Below are 18,237 nucleotides of genomic sequence, written 5' to 3'. Positions count from 1 at the left end.
GGGGGCGCCGCGGGCGCGGGGGGGCGCGCCGCGCCCGCGGCCGGCCGCGCGCCCCCCGCGGCCCCCCGGGCCGCTAACCGGCCACTGCGTGGCCGCCGCTCCTCGAGGTCGCGGGTGGGGGGCTGAGTTGTGTGGTCAGGTGGAGATTCCAGTGAAAGGTTCGAGGTGGTCCGATGAGTGGTCCTGAAGATGCGCCCTATGTCCGCTACGAGGTGGTCGACGGGTTCGCGACGCTGACCTTCGATTCGCCGCACAATCGCAACGCGTTGTCGTCCAAGCTCGTTCGCGAACTGCTCGACGGATTGGCCGCCGCGAACACCGATCCCGCCGTGCGCGGGATCGTGCTCACCCACACCGGTGACACCTTCTGCGCGGGCGCCGACCTGAAGGAGGCGAGTACCGCCGATCCCGCGACCGCGGCCGATCAGCGCACCCGCGTGATGATCGACGTGCTGCGCGGCATCCTCGCCTCGCCCAAGCCGGTCGTCGCGCGGATCGACGGCAATGTCCGCGCGGGCGGGATGGGCATCATCGGCGCGTGCGATGTCGTGGTCGCCGGGCCGGCGAGCAGTTTCGCGCTCACCGAGGTACGGATCGGGATGGCGCCGTTCATGATCTCGCTCACCCTGGTGCCCCGGATGGACCAGCGCTCGGCGAGCCGCTACTTCCTCACCGGCGAGAAGTTCAACGCGGTGACGGCGCAGGAGATCGGCCTGATCACCGTCGCCGCCGCCGACGTCGCCGCGGAGGTGAAACGCCTGTGTGGCGAGCTGCGCAAGGGTTCGCCGCAGGGTCTGGCCGAGTCCAAGCGGCTGGTCAACGCCACCCTGCTCGCCCGCTTCGACGCCGAGGCCGAGGAGCTGGCGCGGCGCTCGGCCGGGTTCTTCGGCACCCCCGAGGTGATCGAGGGCATGACCGCCTTCTTCCAGAAGCGTCCACCGAGCTGGGCACAATAGTCCGATGGCGACACCCCACGAACCCAAGCAGGACCGCAGCCGGGCCACCCGGCTGCGGCTGCTCGAGGCGACCATCGACTGCCTGGCCGAGACCGGCTGGGCCGCCGCCACCGTGTCGGTGGTCGCCGAACGGGCCGGGGTGTCGCGCGGTGCCGCCCAGCACCATTTCCCCACCCGCGAGGATCTGATCACCGCCGCGCTCGAGTACATGTTCGACGTGCGGATGGACCAGTCGACCGTCGAGGACGAGCTGGTGAACGAGGTCGCGCAGGGCGAGGGGCGGACACGCGCGGTGGTATCCGCGCTCGTGGAGTCCTACACCTCGCCGCTGTTCAAGGCGGCGCTGCAGGTCTGGACGCACGCCGCCGCCGATCCGGCGCTGCGCGAACGCATCGTCCCGCTGGAGGCCCGCTTCGGCCGGATCGCCCACCGGCGCGCGGTGCAGGCGCTCGGCGTCGACGATTCCGATCCGGTCGCCCATCATCTCGTCCAGGCGACTCTCGACCTGGCCCGCGGGCTCGGTCTCGCCGACGTCCTGACCGACGACTCGGCCCGCCGCAAACAGATCGTCGACCAGTGGGCCGCCACCTTGCACAAGGCGCTGCACGCGAGCGATCGACCCTTGTGACCAGCACGTTCCGGGTATATATTCTCTGCGCGGGGAGTATATCGAAGGGGGCTCTATGAGGGACTTCGAGATGACCAAGCGACTGATCGAGATCGAAGACGAACTACTCGAGTCCGCGCGCGAGGCGCTGGGCACCTCGGGTGTCTCCGATACGGTGCGCGCGGCATTGCGCTCGGCGACGGTCGCGGCCGCTCGGGCGCGTCACGTCGAGTGGCTGGTCAACGGCGGCCTGGCGGAGATGGCCGACAAGGAACGGCGCGACGGCGTATGGCGATAACCGCGCGGTACCTCGTCGATACCAGCGCGCTCGCGCGGATGCGCCATACGGAAGTCGCCGGGGCGCTCATCCCACTGATCGATGCGGGCTATGTCGCGACCTGCGCCGCGATCGACGCCGAAGTGCTCTACAGCGCTCGCAATCCGGCCGAGTACGAACAGGTAAGGGCGGACCGCCGCGAGCTGTTCGAGTATCTGCCGACCGATGACGAACACTGGCAGAGCGCGTTCGCCATCCAGCGTGAGCTGGCCCGATCCGGTCGCCATCGGGCGGTCGGTATCCACGATCTGCTCGCTTCCGTCCTGGCCATCGAACACCGTCTCGTCCTCTACCACTACGACGCCGACTTCGAAGCCGTCGCCTCGATCGTCGACCTCAACCACCGGTGGATCGCGCCGCGCGGCACCCTCGGCACCTCCTGATCTCGCGGCTGCGCCAAGGGGATTCAGCGCTGCCGATCGCCAGTGGGCCAGTTCCACCGGAACCCAGTGAGCGACTAGGTCTTCGGTTGGGTGAGGTCGTAGAGGGTGACGCCGTCGACCGTGGTCGCTGTGTAGTTCTTCGCGACCCAGGCGGTGATGGCCGACGCGACCGACTCGCTACCCCCGCCGGGGCCGCCACGGCCGCCCGCCACGAAGTAATGGATCTCGCCCTCGGCGACGTAGCGCTGGAACTGTTCGAGGGTGGGGGACGGGTCGCTGCCGTTGAAGCCGCCGATCGGCATCACCGGTAGTTCGGTGGCCAGTTGGTATCCGGCGGCGCTGTTGGAGCCGACGGTGGCGGCGACCCAGGTGTAGGAGGTGCCGTTCTGTTCGAGCAGGCCGACAATCTGCTCGCTGGGCCGCGACCCGCCCAGCAGGCCACCCGGCCCACCCATCGGAGCGCCTCCGTCACCTTCGGCTTGCGGGCGGCCCCCGGTCGCGGTCCCGTTCGCGGAACCGTCGCCCGGCGCGCTCCCCGAGTCGCCGTCCGTTGACGTACTGCCATCCATGGGAGCACCACCGGTGCCCGGCGGAACAGCGGCGCCGTCCGGGAGCGCACCCATCTGTCCGTCGGGTCGCATCCCCGGTCCGCCCCGAGGGCCCATGCCGCCGACGTTCGGTCCGGCGGAGGGAATGGCGCCGGAGTGGGCCGAGGCGAGGGTGTCGACGGAATACGCGACCGGTCCGGCCAGGCCGACGAAGGCGGCGGCCAGTGCGGCGACCAGGGATTGCTTGCGTGCCAGGGGGAAGGCGAGCGCCACCGTCGTGAGCACGCCGACGAGCAGGATCGTCCAGCGCAACCACGGCTGGAAGGACGCGCTGCGCGACAACAGAACCCATGCCGTCGCGGTCGTGAGCCCGATGGCCAGGGCGCAGGTCAGCCGCACCCACAGGTGGTCGCGCGCACCCCACAGCTGGACAGCGCCGATCCCGACGAGCGCGGCGACGGCAGGGGCGAGAGCCACGGTGTAGTACTGGTGGAAGATCCCGGCCATGTAGCTGAAGACCAACGCGGTGACGAGAAGCCAACCGCCCCAGAGGATCAGCGCGGCGCGGCGCTTGTCGGTGCGCGGTGCGCGTCCGCGCAGCACCAGCCCGGTCATCAGTGCCACCAGCGCGGCGGGCAGCAGCCAGGCGATCTGACCACCCTGCGCCGGCTCGAACAGCCGGGTGATGCCGGTGCTGCCCCACATACCGTTGCCGCCGGCGGGTAGTTCGCCGCCCGGCCCCACACTGCCGGTCTCGTTGCCGTTCAACCGGCCGAGCCCGTTGTAGCCGAGGGTCAGCTCGATGATCGAATTGTTCTGCGACCCACCGATCCACGGCCGCTTGTCGGCGGGCCACAGCTCGACGGCCAACAGCCACCAGCCCGCCGCTACGACCATCGCCGCACCGGCGGCGAACAACTGGGCGATCCGCTTCCCGAGCTTCGGCGGCCCGGCCACCAGATAGGTCAGCGCCAGCGCCGGCACGACGAGCAACACCTGCAACTGCTTGGCGAGGAACCCGAAGCCGATGAGCCCGCCGGTGAGCAGCAGCCACCGCCACCTGCCGTCCGCGACGGCACGGGTCATCGCCCAGGCGGCCGCCGTCATCAGCAGCACCAGCAGCGCGTCGGGGTTGTTGAACCGGAACATCAGCACCGCGACGGGCGTCACCGCGAGCACCGCGCCCGCGAGCAATCCCGTCACCGGCCCGAACGAGCGCCGTACCGCCGCCCACAGCGCGGCCACACTCGCGACGCCGAGCAGGACCTGCGGCACCAGCATGCTCCAGCTGTTGAGCCCGAACAGCCGCACCGACAGCTCCATCACCCACAGCGAGGCGGGCGGCTTGTCCACGGTGATCGAATTGGCGGCGTCGGAGGAGCCGAAGAAGAACGCCGTCCACGACCGCGACCCCGCCTGCACCGCGGCGGCATAGAAATCGTTGGCCCACCCGTTGGCGCTGAGATTGATCAGGTAGGAGACGAGAGTCCCGACCAGCAGCGCCGCCAAAGCTGGAATCTCCCAGCGCTTTCGGCGCTCCGCCGCAGCGGGAGCGAGGGGAACCGGGGGTGAGATCGTCGTGGTCATCGGGAGACCTCCGGCGACGTCGAGCGAGCGGGGCCGGTGGTGTGGGTCGAGCGATCCGGGGAGCCCGCGGGCTTCTGTGCGGCGTGGAGACGCTGGGTCGCGTTCTCCAGTACCGTGCGGGCCGGTGCCGATGGCCCGGCGGTCATCAGCGCACCTGCGGCGCGGTGGTCCGACAGTTGCCGCGACCGCGGGCGACTGCCGTCTACGGGGAGGTCACCGTCGGGCGCGTGTCGTGCGCCGGCATTCCGGAACACCCACCGTAGCCCGACGAACCGCGCCAGTGTCGCGACGAGATTCGCGGTGATCAGCACGGTCAGCTCCACCGCGACGGGCGCGTCGGGCGCCCAGCGGTGCAGGGCGAACAGCGACCCGCTCGTCACCGCGAGTCCGAAGGCGAAGATGGCCAGGCCCTGGAACTGGTGCGCGACAACATCATCGCGGCCGCGCACGCCGAAGGTGAACGCGCGATTGGCCGCCGTATTGGCCACCGCGGTCACCAGCAGCGCCACCAGATTGGCGCCCTGCCCGCCGAACAGCGGTTGCAGCAGCAGATACAGCACGACATACGCCAGCGTCGACAGCACGCCGACGATCGCGAACCGCACCAGCTGGCCCACCATCCCCAGCGGCACCCCGGCGACGAGCGGCTCCCGGCCGACGGCGGCGCGCAATTCCGGCAGCGGCAGCGCGCCGGTGGCCAATGCCCTGGTCAGCCGCCAGATTCCGCGCAGGTCCTTGCGCGCGGTGTCGACGATGTCGACGCGGCTGTCCGGATCGTCGATCCAGTCGACCGGTACCTCGTGGATCCGCAGCCCGGCCCGCTCGGCCAGCACGAGCAGCTCGGTGTCGAAGAACCACTCGCCGTCGCGGACCAGCGGCAGCAGCTCGCGCGCGACGTCGGCGCGGATGGCTTTGAATCCGCACTGTGCGTCCGAGAAGTGCGCGCGCAAGGTGGTTTTCAGCAGCAGGTTGTAGCAGCGGGAGATGATCTCGCGTTTGGGCCCGCGCACCACCCTCGCCGCGGCGTCGAGCCGGGTGCCGATCGCGAGATCGGAGTGCCCGGACACCAGCGGCGCGACCAGCGGCAGCAGGGCGTTCAGATCGGTCGAGAGGTCGACGTCCATGTAGGCGACCACCGCCGCGTCCGACTCGGTCCACGCGGTCCGCAGGGCCCGGCCGCGCCCCTTGGCGTCCAGGTGCAGCGCCCGGACGCCGTCGAGTTCGGCGGCGAGCAGCTGCGCCACGGCGAAGGTGGCGTCGGTGCTCGCGTTGTCGGCGATCGTGATCCGGGTGCTGAAGGGGAACCCGGCGCGCAGGTGGGCGTGCAGACGCCGCACGCACAGTCCTAGGTCGACTTCTTCGTTGTAGACGGGGATCACCAGGTCGAGCACCGGCGCGCGGGTGCTCGACGTGGTCTGAGGCTCGGTCTGGGTCATGGGCCCACCCTCGACGGCGGCGCTGCCACCGGGCTGGGACCGAGCTGGGAGGTTGCTGGGGATCGCTAGCCGCGGCGCACGCGCAGCACGCTGTCGGCGCGCTCGCCCTCGACGCCCTCGGGACTCGTCGAGGGGCTGTGCACGAGTTCGGCGGTCTCCACCTGCCACTCGGGCCCGAGCGCGAGCTGTTCGAGCACCTGCTCGATGGTGGGGAAGTCGACGTGCTGCGGCGGGGTCGTCACCCAGGTGGGCCAGCCGTGGTGACCGCCGACGACCAGCACGCCACCCGGCGCGACGGCGGCCGCGGCCTTGCGCAGGATGGTCGCGCGCTCGTCGGGTTGCTCGACCGGTGAGTGCAGGAACTGCGCGGAGACCAGGTCGAAGGTGCCCTCGGGGAAGTCCGCGTGCAGGTCGTGACGCTGCCAGGTGATCTGCACGCCGGCGGCGGCCGCGTGCTCGGCGCCGCGTTCCATGGCGGTCGTGGAGATGTCGACGGCGGTGACCTGCCAACCACGAGCGGCCAGCCAGATCGCGTCCCCGCCCTCGCCGCAGCCCAGGTCGAGCGCGGTGCCGGGGGTGAGCTCGCTGACCTCGCGGACCAGCGTCCGGTTGGGGTTGCCGGTCCAGACCTGGTCGCGTTCGCGGTAGAAGTCTTCCCAGAACTGCTCGGCGGTCGGTGCGGTCTCGGTCATCGGTGCTCCTTGTCGATCGGGGACGATTCGATGGTCCGTCACCCGCGCGAAAACACGCAAGAAAAATTGCCGTTCCGGCAAAGTCTGACCCGGCAACACCCCAGGTCGACCACGCCAATAAGCTTCTGGCCGTGACGCGCGGTTACCGGAAGGCAGACGAGGGCCGCCGGGTCGACGCGCGGACCGAACGGTGGCGCGAACACCGGGTGCGGGTTCGGACCGAATTCGTCGACGCCGCGTTCCGCGCGCTCGACCGGGTCGGACCCGAGGTGAGCATGGGCGACATCGCCAAGGAGGCGGGCGCCGCCAAGCCGAAGCTCTACCGGCACTTCGAGGACAAGACCGACCTCTACAACGCGATCGTCGACCGCGTGCGCGACATGCTGTGGGAGCGCATTCTCACCGGCGTGAACCTCACCGACGATTCCGTCGCCGACCTCGTGCACCGGGCCGCCGCCGAGTATGTGGCGGTGGTGTCGGAACATCCGAACGTCTTCCGCTTCATGCTGCACAGCCACTTCAGCCAGCAGGCCAAGGAGACCGAGCGCGCGCTGGTCGCCGCCAGGCAGTCCGCGCGGCGCGCCGCCGAATTCTTCGCCGGGCTGCTGCCGACCGAGTCGATCGACGTGGCCGGGATCGAGCTGGTGAACTATTCGATTTTCGGCGCGGTGGCCTCGGCCACGGACTGGTGGCTCGGCGCCAATCAGCGCGAGGTCTCGGCGATGCCGGTGGAGCGGTTCATCGACTATCTCGCCGAGAGCATCTCGGCGCTGGCGCGGGCGCACGCGCGGTTCAACGGGGTCGCGATCGACCCGTCGCGGCCGCTGCGCGACGCCTTCGTTGTCGGCTGAAAAACCTCGCGCCCTGCGCGAACTCCGTTGTTCTCCCGGCTACGTCGTTGGAACCGGTGGGGTGCGATGAGTTCAGTATGAACCCGCCCACCGACAAGTTCGCGACGCCACGCTAGGCGTCGGCGCGCAACCGCCACAGCGGTGAAACGGGGCCGTGGCCCGCGCCGAGATCGTAGGAGGCGGCCAGGCAGCGATAGGTCCACTCCTTGGCGAAGGCGACGGCGTCGGGCACGGAGTAGCCGTTGGCCAGCGCGCTGGCGATGGCCGCGGCCAGGGTGTCACCGCCGCCGTGATCGTTGCCGGTGGCGATGCGCGGCGCGGTGAACTCGCGGAAGGTGTCGCCGTCGTAGAGCAGGTCGGTGCTCACCTCCGAGGACCGCAGGTGTCCGCCCTTGACGATCGCCCACTGGGCGCCGAGCGCGTGCAGCGCCTCGGCGGCTTTGCGCGCGGTGGGGTCGTCGACGACCTCGATGCCGGTGATCAGCCGGACCTCGTCGAGATTCGGGGTCACCACCGTCGCCAGCGGGATGAGCGTATTGCGCACCGCGTCGAGCGCTTCGGCGTGCAGCAGTGGGTCGCCGTGCATGGAGGCGGCGACCGGATCGACGACGAGCGGTACCGCCGCGTCGCGCCCGATCCCGACCTCGCGGCACACCCCGGCCACGGCCTCGATGATCGCGGTGGAGGCGAGCATGCCGGTCTTGGCCGCCCCGATCCCGATATCGCGCACCACCACCCGCACCTGATCGGCCACGATGTGCGGCGGGATCTCGTGAAAACCGCTGACGCCCACCGTGTTCTGCACCGTCACCGCGGCCACCGCCACGCACGCGTGCACGCCGCACAGTGCCATCGTGCGCGAGTCGGCCTGGATACCGGCGCCGCCACCGGAGTCGGTGCCCGCGATGGTGAGCGCGCGAACGGGGGTCTGGCCATCGGGGGTCAGCGGCAGCATCTTCACGCTCCAACCCTACGACCGCGTGTCCGATTTCGAGACCCCACCCGCCATTAGCAAATGAAAACCATTATCATTAACCCGTGACCAACTCCGACTCCCTCGCGAACCTGCCCGTCACCGTGCTGTCCGGCTTCCTCGGCGCGGGCAAGACCACGCTGCTCAACCACATCCTCGCCAACCGGGACGGCCGCCGCGTCGCGGTGATCGTCAACGACATGAGCGAGGTGAACATCGACGCGGCGCTGGTCGCGGGGCAGGGCCACCTGGACCGCACCGAGGAGAAGCTCGTCGAGCTCACCAACGGTTGCATCTGCTGCACCCTGCGCGAGGACCTGATCGAGGCGGTCGCGCGGCTGGCCCGCGACGGCCGGTTCGACCAGCTGGTGATCGAGTCGACCGGAATCTCCGAGCCGATGCCGGTGGCCGCCACCTTCGACTGGGAGTTCGAGGACGGCTTCCGCCTCGGCGACATCGCCCGTCTCGACACCATGGTGACCGTCGTCGACGCCTCGACCTTCCTGGCCGAGCTGGTCAAGGGCCAGGCCCTGGCCGAACGGGAACTCGAAGCGGGCGAGGGGGATTCGCGCACCATCGCCGACCTGCTGGTCGACCAGGTGGAGTTCGCCGACGTGCTGCTGATCAACAAGACCGACCTGGTGAGCGCGAACGCCGCGGCCACCGTCGAGGCGACGATCCGCAGGCTCAACCCCCGCGCCCACATCCTGCGCACCGAACGCGGCGTCGTCGACCTGGGCGAGGTGCTCGGCACCGGCCGTTACAACCCGGTGGTCGCCGCCGAGGCGGAGGGCTGGGCCGAGGAGCTGGCCGGCGGGCACACGCCCGAGACCGAGGAGTACGGGATCAGCAGCCTCACCTACACCGCCGACCGGCCGTTCCATCCGGAGCGCCTCGGCGACGCGCTGTCCACGCTGCGGGGAATGTTGCGCAGCAAGGGCTTCTGCTGGATCGCCAGTCGCCCCGAACTGGCCGCGATCTGGTCGCAGGCGGGGCCGAATCTGACCTTCGAGCCGGGTGCGTGGTGGTCCTCCCTCGACGTGCCCGCCGGGCAGGAGATCGTCTTCATCGGCGTGCGCCTCGACGCGGCCGCGGTGCGCCGCGAACTCGACGCCGCGCTGCTCACCGATGCCGAGTTCGCCGCGGGTCCGGCGGGCTGGGCGGCCTACGCCGATCCGTTCCCCGCCTGGGGTGACCTGCACGAACACCACTGATTGCCCCCTTTGGTGCGCGTATCACCCTGCGCTGGTGCATGATTCGAAAGGGCCGCGACCCACGCACCGATGAGGGGAGCGTGGGCCGCGGCACCGAGGCGCGGTCAGCGCAGAGCGGCGAAGAATCGGCGGATGTCGCCGACGAGGACCTCGGGCGCCTCGTGCGCGGCGTAGTGTCCGGCCGCGTCGTTCGCGCCGCCGGAGGCCGCGGCGGTGTCGTAGGAATTCCAGCTGACGATATTGCCGTGGTCGCGCTCGGCGAAGCGGCGGATCGACTGGAAGTCGCCGGCGAACATCGCCAATCCGGTCGGCACCACGGTCGGCTCGGTCGGGTGCTCGGTGGCGTGCGCGTCCTCGTAGTAGAAGCGCAGCGAGGAGCCCGCGGTCCGGGTGAGCCAGTACAGCGCCACGTTGGCGACGACGAACTGGGCGTCGAGCGATTCGCCGAACAGCTGGGAATTCCAGCCGAGCAGGCCGAGCGGCGAATCGGCGAGGGCGTAGGCCAGTGTCTGCGGCTGCTGGCTGTGCAGGGTGTTGAACGACATCTTGTTCTCGTGGAACCACTGCAGGTGCCCCAGCGCGGCCATGTCGGCCTCCGACAGGTTCTCGAATTCGGCCGGGTCGCCGGACGGGAACGAGAACAGCTGGGTGACGTGCACGCCGATCACATGCTCCGGCGCGATCCGTCCGATCTCCGGCGAGACCATCGAGCCGCCGTCGTTGCCGATGGCGCCGTAGCGCTCGTAGCCGAGGCGCGCCATCAGCTCGGCCCAGGCGCGGGCGGTGCGGTAGCGGTTCCAGCCGGTGCTGCGGGTCGGGCCGGAGAACCCGAAACCGGGCAGCGAGGGAATGACCAGGTGGAAGGCCGGGTCCTCGGCCGATTCCGGCTCGGTCAGCGGGGCGATCACGTCGAGGTATTCCAGGATCGAGCCGGGCCAGCCGTGGGTGAGGATCACCGGCGTCGCGTCGGGGCGCGAGGACCGGATGTGCAGGAAGTGGATGTCCTCGCCCTCGATCTCGGTGGTGAACTGCGGGTAGGCATTGAGCTCGGATTCCAGTGCGCGCCAGTCGAACTCCTCGAGCCAGTACTGCGCCAGCGTCCGCACCCGGCCCGCCGGGACGCCGTAGGCGTCGCCGACGCCCGGCAGCTCGTCGGGGTAGAGCGCGCCGCGCAGCCGGGCGGCGAGATCGTCGAGCTGGGCCTGCGGGACGTCGATGCGGAAGGGGGTGATGGTGGCCGTGGCGGTCATGTCGAATCCTCTTCGTTGGAGCGGAATGCTTCGTTCTGTTTCAAACGTATCAGAACGGATTATTCCGTTTCAAGTGGTAGGCTGATATTCATGCCGAACAAGACCGAAACCCCAGCTCAGCCCCGGCTACCCGGCCGCAAGGCGCAGGCCGCGCGCAACGACGGCCTCATCCTGGAGGCCGCTCGCGCGGTCTTCCTCGACGATCCGAGCGCGCCGATCGCGGCCGTCGCGACCAGGGCGGGTGTCGGGATCAGCGCCCTCTATCGCCGCTATCCGAGCAAGGAGGTGCTGCTGCGCACGCTGTGCCACGAGGGCCTGCGCCGCTACAACGCCGAAGCCGATGCGGCGCTGGCGGATCCGGACGGCTGGCGCGGCTTCGTCGGCTTCCTGCGGCGGGTCGTCGAGGCCGACGTGCACTCGCTGACGGTGAAGCTCGCGGGCACCTTCCCGCCCGACGAATCGATGCTGCCCGACGTCACGCACTCCGGCGAAGTCACCGCGGAGCTGGTGCGCCGGGCCCACGCGAGCGGCCGGCTGCGATCCGATGTCGGCGCGCAGGACCTCGGCCTGCTGCTGGAGGCCTGCGCCGCCGTCACCATGCCCGATCCGGCGCGCACGGCGCAGCTGCGTCAGCGGGTGCTGGCCCTGCTGCTCGACGGGATGACCGCCGAGGGCGAGTTACCCGGCCCACCGCCCGCCGACGGCGAATACGCGTGGCGGTGGGAATACCGGGGCTGAGCTGGCCGTTCGGGCGACGCCACGGCCCCACCGGTGGCAGACTCGAACGCGTGAACTGGACCTTGGAAGTGGTGATCGTCCCGGTCTCCGACATCGACCGGGCCAAAGCGTTCTACGCCGACAAGCTCGGCTTCGCCGTCGACCACGACACCGTGATCTCCGACGACGTCCGCATCGTGCAGCTCACCCCGCCTGGGTCGGGCTGTTCGATCGTCATCGGCAAGGGCGCGGTGCCCGAGATGCCGCCCGGTTCGCTGAAGGGACTCCAGCTCGTCGTCCCGGATATCGAACAGGCGCACGCGGAACTGGTGGCGCGCGGTGTCGAGGTCACCGAGGTGCGCGAGATCGGTAAGAATCCGCGGCCCACCCCGCATCCGCTCGACAATGTCGGCTTCGTGTTCTTCAGTGATCCCGACGGCAACGAGTGGGGAGTGCAGCAGATCTCGAGCCGGGCGGAGTAAGCCTCGAGCTGATTCGAACCCTGTCGGCGGGCGCGGCCGGGCGGGCACCATGCACGCATGCTGTTGGCGAAACCCACCGAAACCGGCGCGCGACGGACCCCGCTGTACCGTCGCACGGGGTTCCTCCGGGCGATCTCGCCGATCCTGCTGCTGATCGTCTGGCAGGTCGGCAGCACCAGCGGCTGGATACCGGCCAAGAAGCTGCCCGCCCCGTCCGCCGTGCTCGACGCGGGCCTCGAGACCTACCGGTCCGGGCAGCTCGGAGAGGCCCTGCTGATCTCCGGCCAGCGCGCGCTGTACGGCTTCGTGCTCGGCGCGGTGCTGGCGCTCGCGCTCGGTGTACTCGCCGGGCTGAGCCGGATCGGTGAATACGCCGTCGACCCGCCGTTGCAGATGATCCGCACGATTCCGCTGTTCGGGCTGATCCCGCTGTTCATCATCTGGTTCGGGATCGGCGAGGAACCCAAGATCTACCTCGTCGCGCTCGGCGTGTTCTTCCCGCTGTACCTCAACACCTATTCCGGCATCCGCCAGCTCGACCCCAAACTGCTCGAGCTCAGCGACGCACTGCACCTCGGCCTGGCCGAGCGGCTGCGGCTGCTGATCCTGCCCGGCGCGCTGCCGCAGATCCTGGTCGGCGCGCGGCAGAGTCTCGGCATCGCGTGGCTCTCGCTGATCGTGGCCGAACAGATCAACGCCAGTGCGGGATTGGGCTTCGTGGTCAACAACGCGCGCGAGTTCCTGCGCACCGACATCGTGGTGTTCGGCCTGGTGATCTACAGCCTGCTCGGCCTGCTCACCGACTCGATCGTGCGCGTGCTCGAACGCCGCGCGCTGCGGTGGCGTCCCGCCATGTCGCGCTGATACCCACCCGTACCGACCCCGTCGACCCGGGACACACCCCGTCCCGTGCTCGACCGACAGCCATCCGCCGCCCGATCGTGAGGTCCACACCATGACCGCTGCCACTGTCACCACCCAGCCCGAGCGCGTGGCCGCTGCCCGGGTCACCGGTCTGCGCAAGAGTTTCGGCGATCGCACCGTGCTCGACGGGATCGAGCTCGAGATCGGCGCGGGCGAGATCGTCGCCCTGGTCGGGCGCAGCGGATCGGGCAAGTCCACCCTGCTGCGCATCCTCGGCGGCCTCGACACGGCGACGCGCGGTGAGGTTTCCGTCGCGGGAACACCGACGATCGTCTTCCAGGAACCGCGCCTCATTCCCTGGCAACCGGTGGTGCGCAACGTCGCCCTCGGCAGACCGAGGCCGCGGAACCGGCGCGCCGACGAGCAGGCCGCGCGCGACCTGCTCGCCGAGGTCGGCCTCGGGGAACGCGCCGACGCGTGGCCGCTCACCCTGTCCGGCGGCGAGGCCCAGCGTGCGGCGCTGGCCCGCGCGCTGGTGGCCGAGCCGACACTGCTGCTGCTCGACGAGCCATTCGGCGCGCTCGACGCGCTGACCCGCCTGGGCATGCACGAGCTGCTGCTCGGGCTGCACGCCCAGCGCGCCTTCGGCGTGCTGCTGGTGACCCACGACGTGCTCGAGGCGATCACCCTGGCCGACCGCGTGCTCGTACTCGACGACGGCCGCATCGCCGCCGATGTCCCGATCGAGCTGCCGCGTCCGCGCACCGCCGCCTCGGGCGAGGTCGCCGGGTACGCGACCCGCCTGCTCGCACTGCTCGGTGTCACGCACTGAGCTGGAACCTCCGCTCCATCGCACGAAAGTTGTTGTTGTGAAACGCACTCCGAAGTCCCGCCTGGCCGGGCTCGCCCTCGCCGTCGTCGCCACGCTGTCGCTGAGCGCCTGCGGTGACGACGCGGCCACCGAGGCCGCGCCATCGGGACCGGTCGACCTGAGCACCGTGACGCTGAAAGTCGGTGACCAGAAGGCGATCTCGATCGAGGTGCTGATGAAGGCGTCCGGCCAGCTGGAGAACCTGCCGTACAAGATCGAGTTCTCCACCTTCACCGCAGGTCTGCCGCTGGTGGAGGCGGCCAGCGCGGGCGGTATCGATATCGCCCAGACCGGCAATACACCGGTGATCTTCGGGGCGGCGGCCGACGCCGACGTGAAGGTGGTCGGAGCGTTGGCGGCCACCGGCAAGGGCGACGCGATCCTGGTCGGCAAGGACTCGGCGATCGGTTCGGTCGCGGCGTTGAAGGGCAAGAAGGTCGCCGTCTACAAGGGCAGCTCCGCCAACGCGAACCTGCTGCTGCAGTTGCAGAAGGCTGGTCTGTCCCTGCGCGACGTCGAGCCGGTCTACCTCGCTCCCGCCGACGGATACGCGGCATTGACCCGCGGTGACGTGGACGCCTGGGCCACCTGGGATCCCTACACGGCCATCGCGGAGAAGGAGATCGGCGCCACATCGATCGCCACCGCCGACCAGGCCGCCAACGGCTACAACTTCTGGGCCGCCGGCAACAAGGCACTCCGCGACGCGAGCAAGTCCGCCGCCATCGCCGACTTCTTCCAGCGCTATGCCGCCGCCACCCGGTGGTCGTCGGAGAATCTCGACGTGTGGTCGACCAAGTACGCCGAGCTCACCCAGATCAGCGTCGACGCCTCCCGCACCACCTGGACCCGGTCCATCAAGGAGCCGATCAGGTTGGACGACAAGGTGATCGCCTCCGAGCAGCAGATCGCCGACGCGTTCACCGAAGCCAAGGCCATTCCGGGCAAGGTCGATTTCGAGTCCTTCGTCGACACCCGCTTCGACAAGTCCTGAGTCACGCTCGGCCGAACGCGAGCGCCACATTGTGGCCGCCGAAGCCGAAGGAGTTGTTGAGCGCGTAGTCGATGCGCTGCGTCCGCGCCGATCCGGCGACGACATCCAGGTCGATCGCCGGATCGGCGTTGTCGTGGTTCAGGGTGGGCGGCACGATCTGCTCGCGCAGGCTCAGCACGGTGAGGACGGATTCGAGCGCGCCGACGGCACCGATGGAATGGCCGAGCGCCGACTTGGGCGCGTAGACCGAGGCTCCGGGGGCGACCGCGGTGATGGCCGCGGCCTCGGAGGCGTCGCCGATCGGGGTGGAGGTGGCGTGGGCGTTCACGTGATCGATGTCGGATTCCCGAAGACCCGCTGTCCGAACAGCTTTGCGCATCGCCCGGGCCGCGCCGATGCCGGCCGGATCGGAGGCGACGATGTGGAAGGCGTCGGAGGTGATGCCGGCGCCGAGCACCCTGGCATGGACCCGCGCGCCGCGCGCCCTGGCGTGCCGCTCGGATTCGAGCACGAGCAGCGCACCGGCCTCGCGGTCGGGTTCGTCGTTGCGGGTGCTCATCGCCCGCATCATGGCGAAGCCCGCGATCGGGACGGCGTGGATATGGCCCTCCACGCCGCCGGTCACCACCACGTCGGCCTCGCCGGTGGCGATCAGCCGCCAGGCCTGCGCGATCGCCTCCGACCCCGAGGAACAGGCGGAGACCGGCGCGAAAACGCCTGCCTGCGCGCCGAGTTCGAGCCCGACCGTGGCGGCGGGGCCGTTCGGCATCACCATCGGCACGGCCAGCGGGGACACCTTGCGGTAGCCACCCGCGCGCATCGCGTCGACCGCGTCGATCAGCGCGTCACCGCCGCCGAGGCCGGTCCCGATGGCGACGGCCAGCCGCTCCGGGTCGACATCGGGTGTCCCCGCGGCCCGCCAGACGTGGCGGCCGAGCACGAGGGCCATGCGTTCTACGTAGGAATGCCTGCGCTGTTCGATTCGGGTCAGTTCGGCGTCCGGCGAGGTGACCAGCGGGCCGCCGATCCGGACCGGAAGGTCGTGGTCGGCGAGGAATTCCGGTGCGAGTGAACGGATTCCGCTCTCGCCGCGGAGCAGTCGCGTCCAGGTGTCGTCCATGGTGTCGGCCAGGGCGGTGGTCGCCGCGTAGCCCGTCACGACGACGGCCTCAGGCACCTGGCCGATGCGCGCTGGAGTTTCTGAAGCGATCGGTACAGTCATGCCGTCATGAATACCTGTAGCGATCGGTACAGTCAACCCATGGCCCGCCCCCTCGACCACCGCAAACGCGCCGAACTGCTGGCAGGCGTCGTGGCGTACATCGCCGCGCACGGCCTGGCCGAGCTGTCGTTGCGCCCGCTCGCGGCCGCCCTCGGCACCAGCTCGCGCATGCTCATCTACTACTTCGGCACCAAGGAGGAACTGCTGGTCCAGGCCCTGGCGACGCAGCGACCCGACCTCGCCGCGGTCTTCGCCGACGTGACCGAGGCCGGACAGCTGCGCGAACGGCTGATCGGTTTCTTCGACCTGAACTCGGTGGGCGTGGAGGCCGACAGCTCGCGGGTGCTGTTGCAGGTGATCGGCGCCGCGTGCGCCCCCGATTCGCCGTATCAGGACTACGCGCACGCGGCGATCGCCACCTTCGTCGCCGAGCTCGCCGCGGCGCTGCGCCGCACCGGCCTGGCCGATGACCCCGAGGTGGTGGCCACCCTGCTCGTCTCCGGGCTGCGCGGGATCCTGCAGGACCGGGTGATCACCGGGGACCGCGAGCGCACGGGGCGGGCCGCGCGCACGCTCATCGACGCGGTGCTGCCCGGACGCTGACAGCTCACCGCGACGTTGCCGTCCGAACCGCTCGGAACTGGGTAGGTTGAGCGACGGATCGAGCGCCACGGATCCGGAGACCGGCCATGACCAGGAATCGGCGGTGAGGCGACATGGTGAGCGAGACGACGGAGACCTACGGTGCGATCCGCTGGGTGATGCTCGGTGTGCTGTGTGCCAGCCTGTTGCTGGTGGCCATGGACGCGACGATCCTGAATGTCGCGCTGCCCTCGTTGATCGATGACCTCCAGGTCGGCCCGCTCGAGCAGCTGTGGATCATCGACATCTACGGCCTGGTGCTCGGCGGTCTGCTCATCACCACGGGCGCGCTCGGCGACCGGGTCGGCCGAAAGCTGCTGTTCCTCACCGGTTTCGTGCTGTTCGGCGTCGCCTCGGTGATCGCGGCGACCGCGGGCAGCGCGGCCCAGCTGATCGGCGGACGGGTCCTGCTCGGTATCGGTGGCGCGATGGTGATGCCCTCCACGCTCTCGCTGATCCGCAACATCTTCACCGACGCGCGTGAGCGCACCACGGCCATCGGGATCTGGGCGGCGGTGGCCGGCGTCGGCGCGACGGTGGGGCCGATCATCGGCGGGTTCCTGGTCGAGCACTTCGGGTGGGCTTCGGCGTTCTGGCTCAACGTGCCGGTGGTGGTCGTGACAGTGGTCGTCGGGCTGTGGGTGTTGCCGGAATATCGAGCGCCGCAGGCGGGCGGTCTCGACTGGTTCGCGGCGGTGCTCTCGGTGGCGGGGATCGTCTGCCTGGCCTGGGGCATCAAGCATCTCGCGAAAGGGGAGGCGAGCGTTGTCGACTGGGTGATCCTGGTGGTCGGCGTCGGCGCGCTGGCCTGGTTCACCCGCCGTCAGCTCACCGCGGCCGACCCGCTGCTCGACGTGCGGCTGTTCCGCAACGGCGCGTTCACCGCCGCCGCCGTCGCGACGCTGCTGGCCATGATGGCCATCGGCGCGGCGATGTTCCTGATCTCGCTGTGGCTGCAGTACGTCCACGGGTACAGCCCGTCGCAGGCCGGTGTCCGGATGCTCCCCGCCGCGCTCACCCTGCTCACCGCCTCACTGCTCACCCCCATGCTGATGCACAGGCTCGGCGTGCGCACGGTGCTCGGCGTTGGCCTCGGTGCGGTGGCGCTGGGCTTCCTGCTGCTGGCGGTGAGTCCGGAGCCGACGACCTATCCGGTGGTCGCGCTGGTGCTGGTGTCGTTCGGGATCGGCGACGGCATGGCGGTGACGGCCGCGGCCGCCGTCCTCGTCGGCGCCGTGCCCGCCGACCGGGCCGGTCAGGCCGGCGCGGTGGAGGAGACCAATTACGAGGTCGGGGTCGGTTTCGGAGTCGCGCTGCTCGGCAGTCTGCACGCCCGGATCTTCAGTCAGCACATGACGGATCTACCGGTACCCGCCGACAGGCTGGAGCAGGCCGCCGGCTCGGTCGGCGGCGCGGCGGAGGTGGCCACCGAGCTGCCCGAACCGGCGCGCACCCAGCTTCTCGAAGCGTCCGGCCACGCCTTCGACACCGCCCTCACCGCGACGTCCTATCTCTCGGCCGCCGCCGTGGCGGTCGTCGCCGTCGGCGCGGTGTGGCTGGTCCCGCGCGGTTTCCGGGTGACCGGCGGACACTGACCCTTGACGCAACCGA

The 18,237-nt window shown here is 70.1% G+C and carries 18 protein-coding genes and 1 pseudogene; 13 read left to right on the top strand and 6 right to left on the bottom strand.

Annotation, left to right across the window (positions count from 1 at the left end; translation table 11 throughout):
• Positions 1 to 173 precede the first annotated feature (173 nt).
• Genes QH270_RS34180 through QH270_RS34165 form a run of 4 tightly spaced genes read left to right on the top strand, consistent with a single transcriptional unit; the run spans position 174 to position 2,283 of the window.
• Positions 174 to 956, top strand: a complete 783-nt coding sequence (locus QH270_RS34180; RefSeq protein WP_280348944.1) for an enoyl-CoA hydratase family protein — start codon at positions 174 to 176, stop codon at positions 954 to 956.
• Between the two features lie 4 nt (positions 957 to 960).
• Entirely contained in the window at positions 961 to 1,584 is a 624-nt protein-coding gene (locus tag QH270_RS34175) for a TetR/AcrR family transcriptional regulator (protein WP_280348942.1), read from the top strand.
• 55 nt (positions 1,585 to 1,639) lie between these two features.
• Positions 1,640 to 1,861 (top strand): DUF2191 domain-containing protein, encoded by a 222-nt coding sequence (locus QH270_RS34170; RefSeq protein ID WP_348537703.1) that lies wholly within the window; start codon positions 1,640 to 1,642, stop codon positions 1,859 to 1,861.
• A complete protein-coding gene (locus QH270_RS34165; RefSeq protein WP_280348940.1) occupies positions 1,852 to 2,283 on the top strand; it encodes a PIN domain-containing protein in 432 nt (143 codons plus the stop codon). The genes QH270_RS34170 and QH270_RS34165 overlap by 10 nt, the downstream gene beginning before the upstream one ends.
• A 74-nt stretch (positions 2,284 to 2,357) precedes the next feature.
• Here the strand turns inward: QH270_RS34165 and QH270_RS34160 are convergent, their stop codons facing one another.
• The 3 genes and pseudogenes from QH270_RS34160 to QH270_RS34150 form a co-directional block, all read right to left on the bottom strand.
• Positions 2,358 to 4,418: a glycosyltransferase family 39 protein gene (locus tag QH270_RS34160; RefSeq protein ID WP_280348938.1), complete on the bottom strand. Its 2,061-nt coding sequence runs from the start codon at positions 4,416 to 4,418 to the stop codon at positions 2,358 to 2,360.
• A 239-nt stretch (positions 4,419 to 4,657) separates the two neighbouring features.
• Positions 4,658 to 5,854: pseudogene (locus QH270_RS34155) on the bottom strand (glycosyltransferase); the annotation flags it as partial.
• A gap of 65 nt (positions 5,855 to 5,919) precedes the next feature.
• Positions 5,920 to 6,546, bottom strand: coding sequence for a class I SAM-dependent methyltransferase (locus tag QH270_RS34150; RefSeq protein WP_280348937.1), 627 nt, complete (start codon positions 6,544 to 6,546; stop codon positions 5,920 to 5,922).
• A 131-nt stretch (positions 6,547 to 6,677) separates the two neighbouring features.
• Here QH270_RS34150 and QH270_RS34145 point away from each other — a divergent pair, with 131 nt between their 5' ends.
• Positions 6,678 to 7,397: a TetR/AcrR family transcriptional regulator gene (locus QH270_RS34145; RefSeq protein WP_110039033.1), complete on the top strand. Its 720-nt coding sequence runs from the start codon at positions 6,678 to 6,680 to the stop codon at positions 7,395 to 7,397.
• A 112-nt stretch (positions 7,398 to 7,509) separates the two neighbouring features.
• On the opposite strand, the gene thiD is transcribed toward QH270_RS34145, so the two are convergent.
• Positions 7,510 to 8,358: a bifunctional hydroxymethylpyrimidine kinase/phosphomethylpyrimidine kinase gene (thiD, locus tag QH270_RS34140; RefSeq protein WP_280348935.1), complete on the bottom strand. Its 849-nt coding sequence runs from the start codon at positions 8,356 to 8,358 to the stop codon at positions 7,510 to 7,512.
• Positions 8,359 to 8,435: 77 nt separating this feature from the next.
• Here thiD and QH270_RS34135 point away from each other — a divergent pair, with 77 nt between their 5' ends.
• Positions 8,436 to 9,584 carry a GTP-binding protein gene (locus QH270_RS34135; RefSeq protein WP_280348933.1) on the top strand — a complete coding sequence of 383 codons (1,149 nt, stop codon included), beginning with the start codon at positions 8,436 to 8,438 and terminating at the stop codon, positions 9,582 to 9,584.
• A 104-nt stretch (positions 9,585 to 9,688) separates the two neighbouring features.
• Here the strand turns inward: QH270_RS34135 and QH270_RS34130 are convergent, their stop codons facing one another.
• Complete coding sequence (locus QH270_RS34130) at positions 9,689 to 10,834, bottom strand: epoxide hydrolase family protein (RefSeq protein WP_280348931.1); 1,146 nt, start codon at positions 10,832 to 10,834, stop codon at positions 9,689 to 9,691.
• A 90-nt stretch (positions 10,835 to 10,924) separates the two neighbouring features.
• On the opposite strand from QH270_RS34130, the gene QH270_RS34125 reads away from it, so the two are divergent.
• The 5 genes from QH270_RS34125 to QH270_RS34105 all read left to right on the top strand — a co-directional run bounded on the left by QH270_RS34125 (position 10,925) and on the right by QH270_RS34105 (position 14,762).
• Complete coding sequence (locus QH270_RS34125) at positions 10,925 to 11,572, top strand: TetR/AcrR family transcriptional regulator (RefSeq protein ID WP_280348929.1); 648 nt, start codon at positions 10,925 to 10,927, stop codon at positions 11,570 to 11,572.
• A 50-nt stretch (positions 11,573 to 11,622) separates the two neighbouring features.
• Positions 11,623 to 12,033 carry a VOC family protein gene (locus QH270_RS34120; RefSeq protein ID WP_280348927.1) on the top strand — a complete coding sequence of 137 codons (411 nt, stop codon included), beginning with the start codon at positions 11,623 to 11,625 and terminating at the stop codon, positions 12,031 to 12,033.
• A 57-nt stretch (positions 12,034 to 12,090) separates the two neighbouring features.
• Positions 12,091 to 12,897 (top strand): ABC transporter permease, encoded by an 807-nt coding sequence (locus tag QH270_RS34115; RefSeq protein ID WP_280348925.1) that lies wholly within the window; start codon positions 12,091 to 12,093, stop codon positions 12,895 to 12,897.
• Between the two features lie 91 nt (positions 12,898 to 12,988).
• Positions 12,989 to 13,729: an ABC transporter ATP-binding protein gene (locus QH270_RS34110; protein ID WP_280348923.1), complete on the top strand. Its 741-nt coding sequence runs from the start codon at positions 12,989 to 12,991 to the stop codon at positions 13,727 to 13,729.
• A gap of 37 nt (positions 13,730 to 13,766) precedes the next feature.
• Positions 13,767 to 14,762: an ABC transporter substrate-binding protein gene (locus QH270_RS34105; RefSeq protein ID WP_280348921.1), complete on the top strand. Its 996-nt coding sequence runs from the start codon at positions 13,767 to 13,769 to the stop codon at positions 14,760 to 14,762.
• Between the two features lies 1 nt (position 14,763).
• On the opposite strand, the gene QH270_RS34100 is transcribed toward QH270_RS34105, so the two are convergent.
• Entirely contained in the window at positions 14,764 to 15,984 is a 1,221-nt protein-coding gene (locus QH270_RS34100; RefSeq protein WP_280348919.1) for a KasA/KasB family beta-ketoacyl-ACP synthase, read from the bottom strand.
• A gap of 39 nt (positions 15,985 to 16,023) precedes the next feature.
• Here QH270_RS34100 and QH270_RS34095 point away from each other — a divergent pair, with 39 nt between their 5' ends.
• Together QH270_RS34095 and QH270_RS34090 are read left to right on the top strand one after the other, a co-directional pair.
• A complete protein-coding gene (locus QH270_RS34095) occupies positions 16,024 to 16,587 on the top strand; it encodes a TetR/AcrR family transcriptional regulator (protein WP_280348916.1) in 564 nt (187 codons plus the stop codon).
• Positions 16,588 to 16,700: 113 nt separating this feature from the next.
• Complete coding sequence (locus QH270_RS34090; RefSeq protein WP_280348914.1) at positions 16,701 to 18,221, top strand: MFS transporter; 1,521 nt, start codon at positions 16,701 to 16,703, stop codon at positions 18,219 to 18,221.
• Positions 18,222 to 18,237: the final 16 nt, after the last annotated feature.

This window comes from Nocardia neocaledoniensis (assembly GCF_029868625.1).
GTDB classification, from domain to species: domain Bacteria; phylum Actinomycetota; class Actinomycetes; order Mycobacteriales; family Mycobacteriaceae; genus Nocardia; species Nocardia neocaledoniensis_A.
The sequence above is the reverse complement of the archived record's forward strand: the minus strand, read 5'-3'. Positions and strand labels throughout refer to the sequence as shown.

Bases quoted from the DNA above. Each gene is read 5' to 3' on its own strand.
- QH270_RS34160 (WP_280348938.1), bottom strand. From the start codon at position 4,418: ATGACCACGACGATCTCACCCCCGGTTCCCCTCGCTCCCGCTGCGGCG.
- QH270_RS34150 (WP_280348937.1), bottom strand. From the start codon at position 6,546: ATGACCGAGACCGCACCGACCGCCGAGCAGTTCTGGGAAGACTTCTAC.
- QH270_RS34125 (WP_280348929.1), top strand. From the start codon at position 10,925: ATGCCGAACAAGACCGAAACCCCAGCTCAGCCCCGGCTACCCGGCCGC.
- QH270_RS34115 (WP_280348925.1), top strand. From the start codon at position 12,091: ATGCTGTTGGCGAAACCCACCGAAACCGGCGCGCGACGGACCCCGCTG.
- QH270_RS34170 (WP_348537703.1), top strand. From the start codon at position 1,640: ATGAGGGACTTCGAGATGACCAAGCGACTGATCGAGATCGAAGACGAA.
- QH270_RS34175 (WP_280348942.1), top strand. From the start codon at position 961: ATGGCGACACCCCACGAACCCAAGCAGGACCGCAGCCGGGCCACCCGG.
- QH270_RS34090 (WP_280348914.1), top strand. From the start codon at position 16,701: ATGGTGAGCGAGACGACGGAGACCTACGGTGCGATCCGCTGGGTGATG.
- QH270_RS34100 (WP_280348919.1), bottom strand. From the start codon at position 15,984: ATGACTGTACCGATCGCTTCAGAAACTCCAGCGCGCATCGGCCAGGTG.
- QH270_RS34110 (WP_280348923.1), top strand. From the start codon at position 12,989: ATGACCGCTGCCACTGTCACCACCCAGCCCGAGCGCGTGGCCGCTGCC.
- QH270_RS34130 (WP_280348931.1), bottom strand. From the start codon at position 10,834: ATGACCGCCACGGCCACCATCACCCCCTTCCGCATCGACGTCCCGCAG.
- QH270_RS34165 (WP_280348940.1), top strand. From the start codon at position 1,852: ATGGCGATAACCGCGCGGTACCTCGTCGATACCAGCGCGCTCGCGCGG.
- QH270_RS34180 (WP_280348944.1), top strand. From the start codon at position 174: ATGAGTGGTCCTGAAGATGCGCCCTATGTCCGCTACGAGGTGGTCGAC.
- QH270_RS34095 (WP_280348916.1), top strand. From the start codon at position 16,024: ATGGCCCGCCCCCTCGACCACCGCAAACGCGCCGAACTGCTGGCAGGC.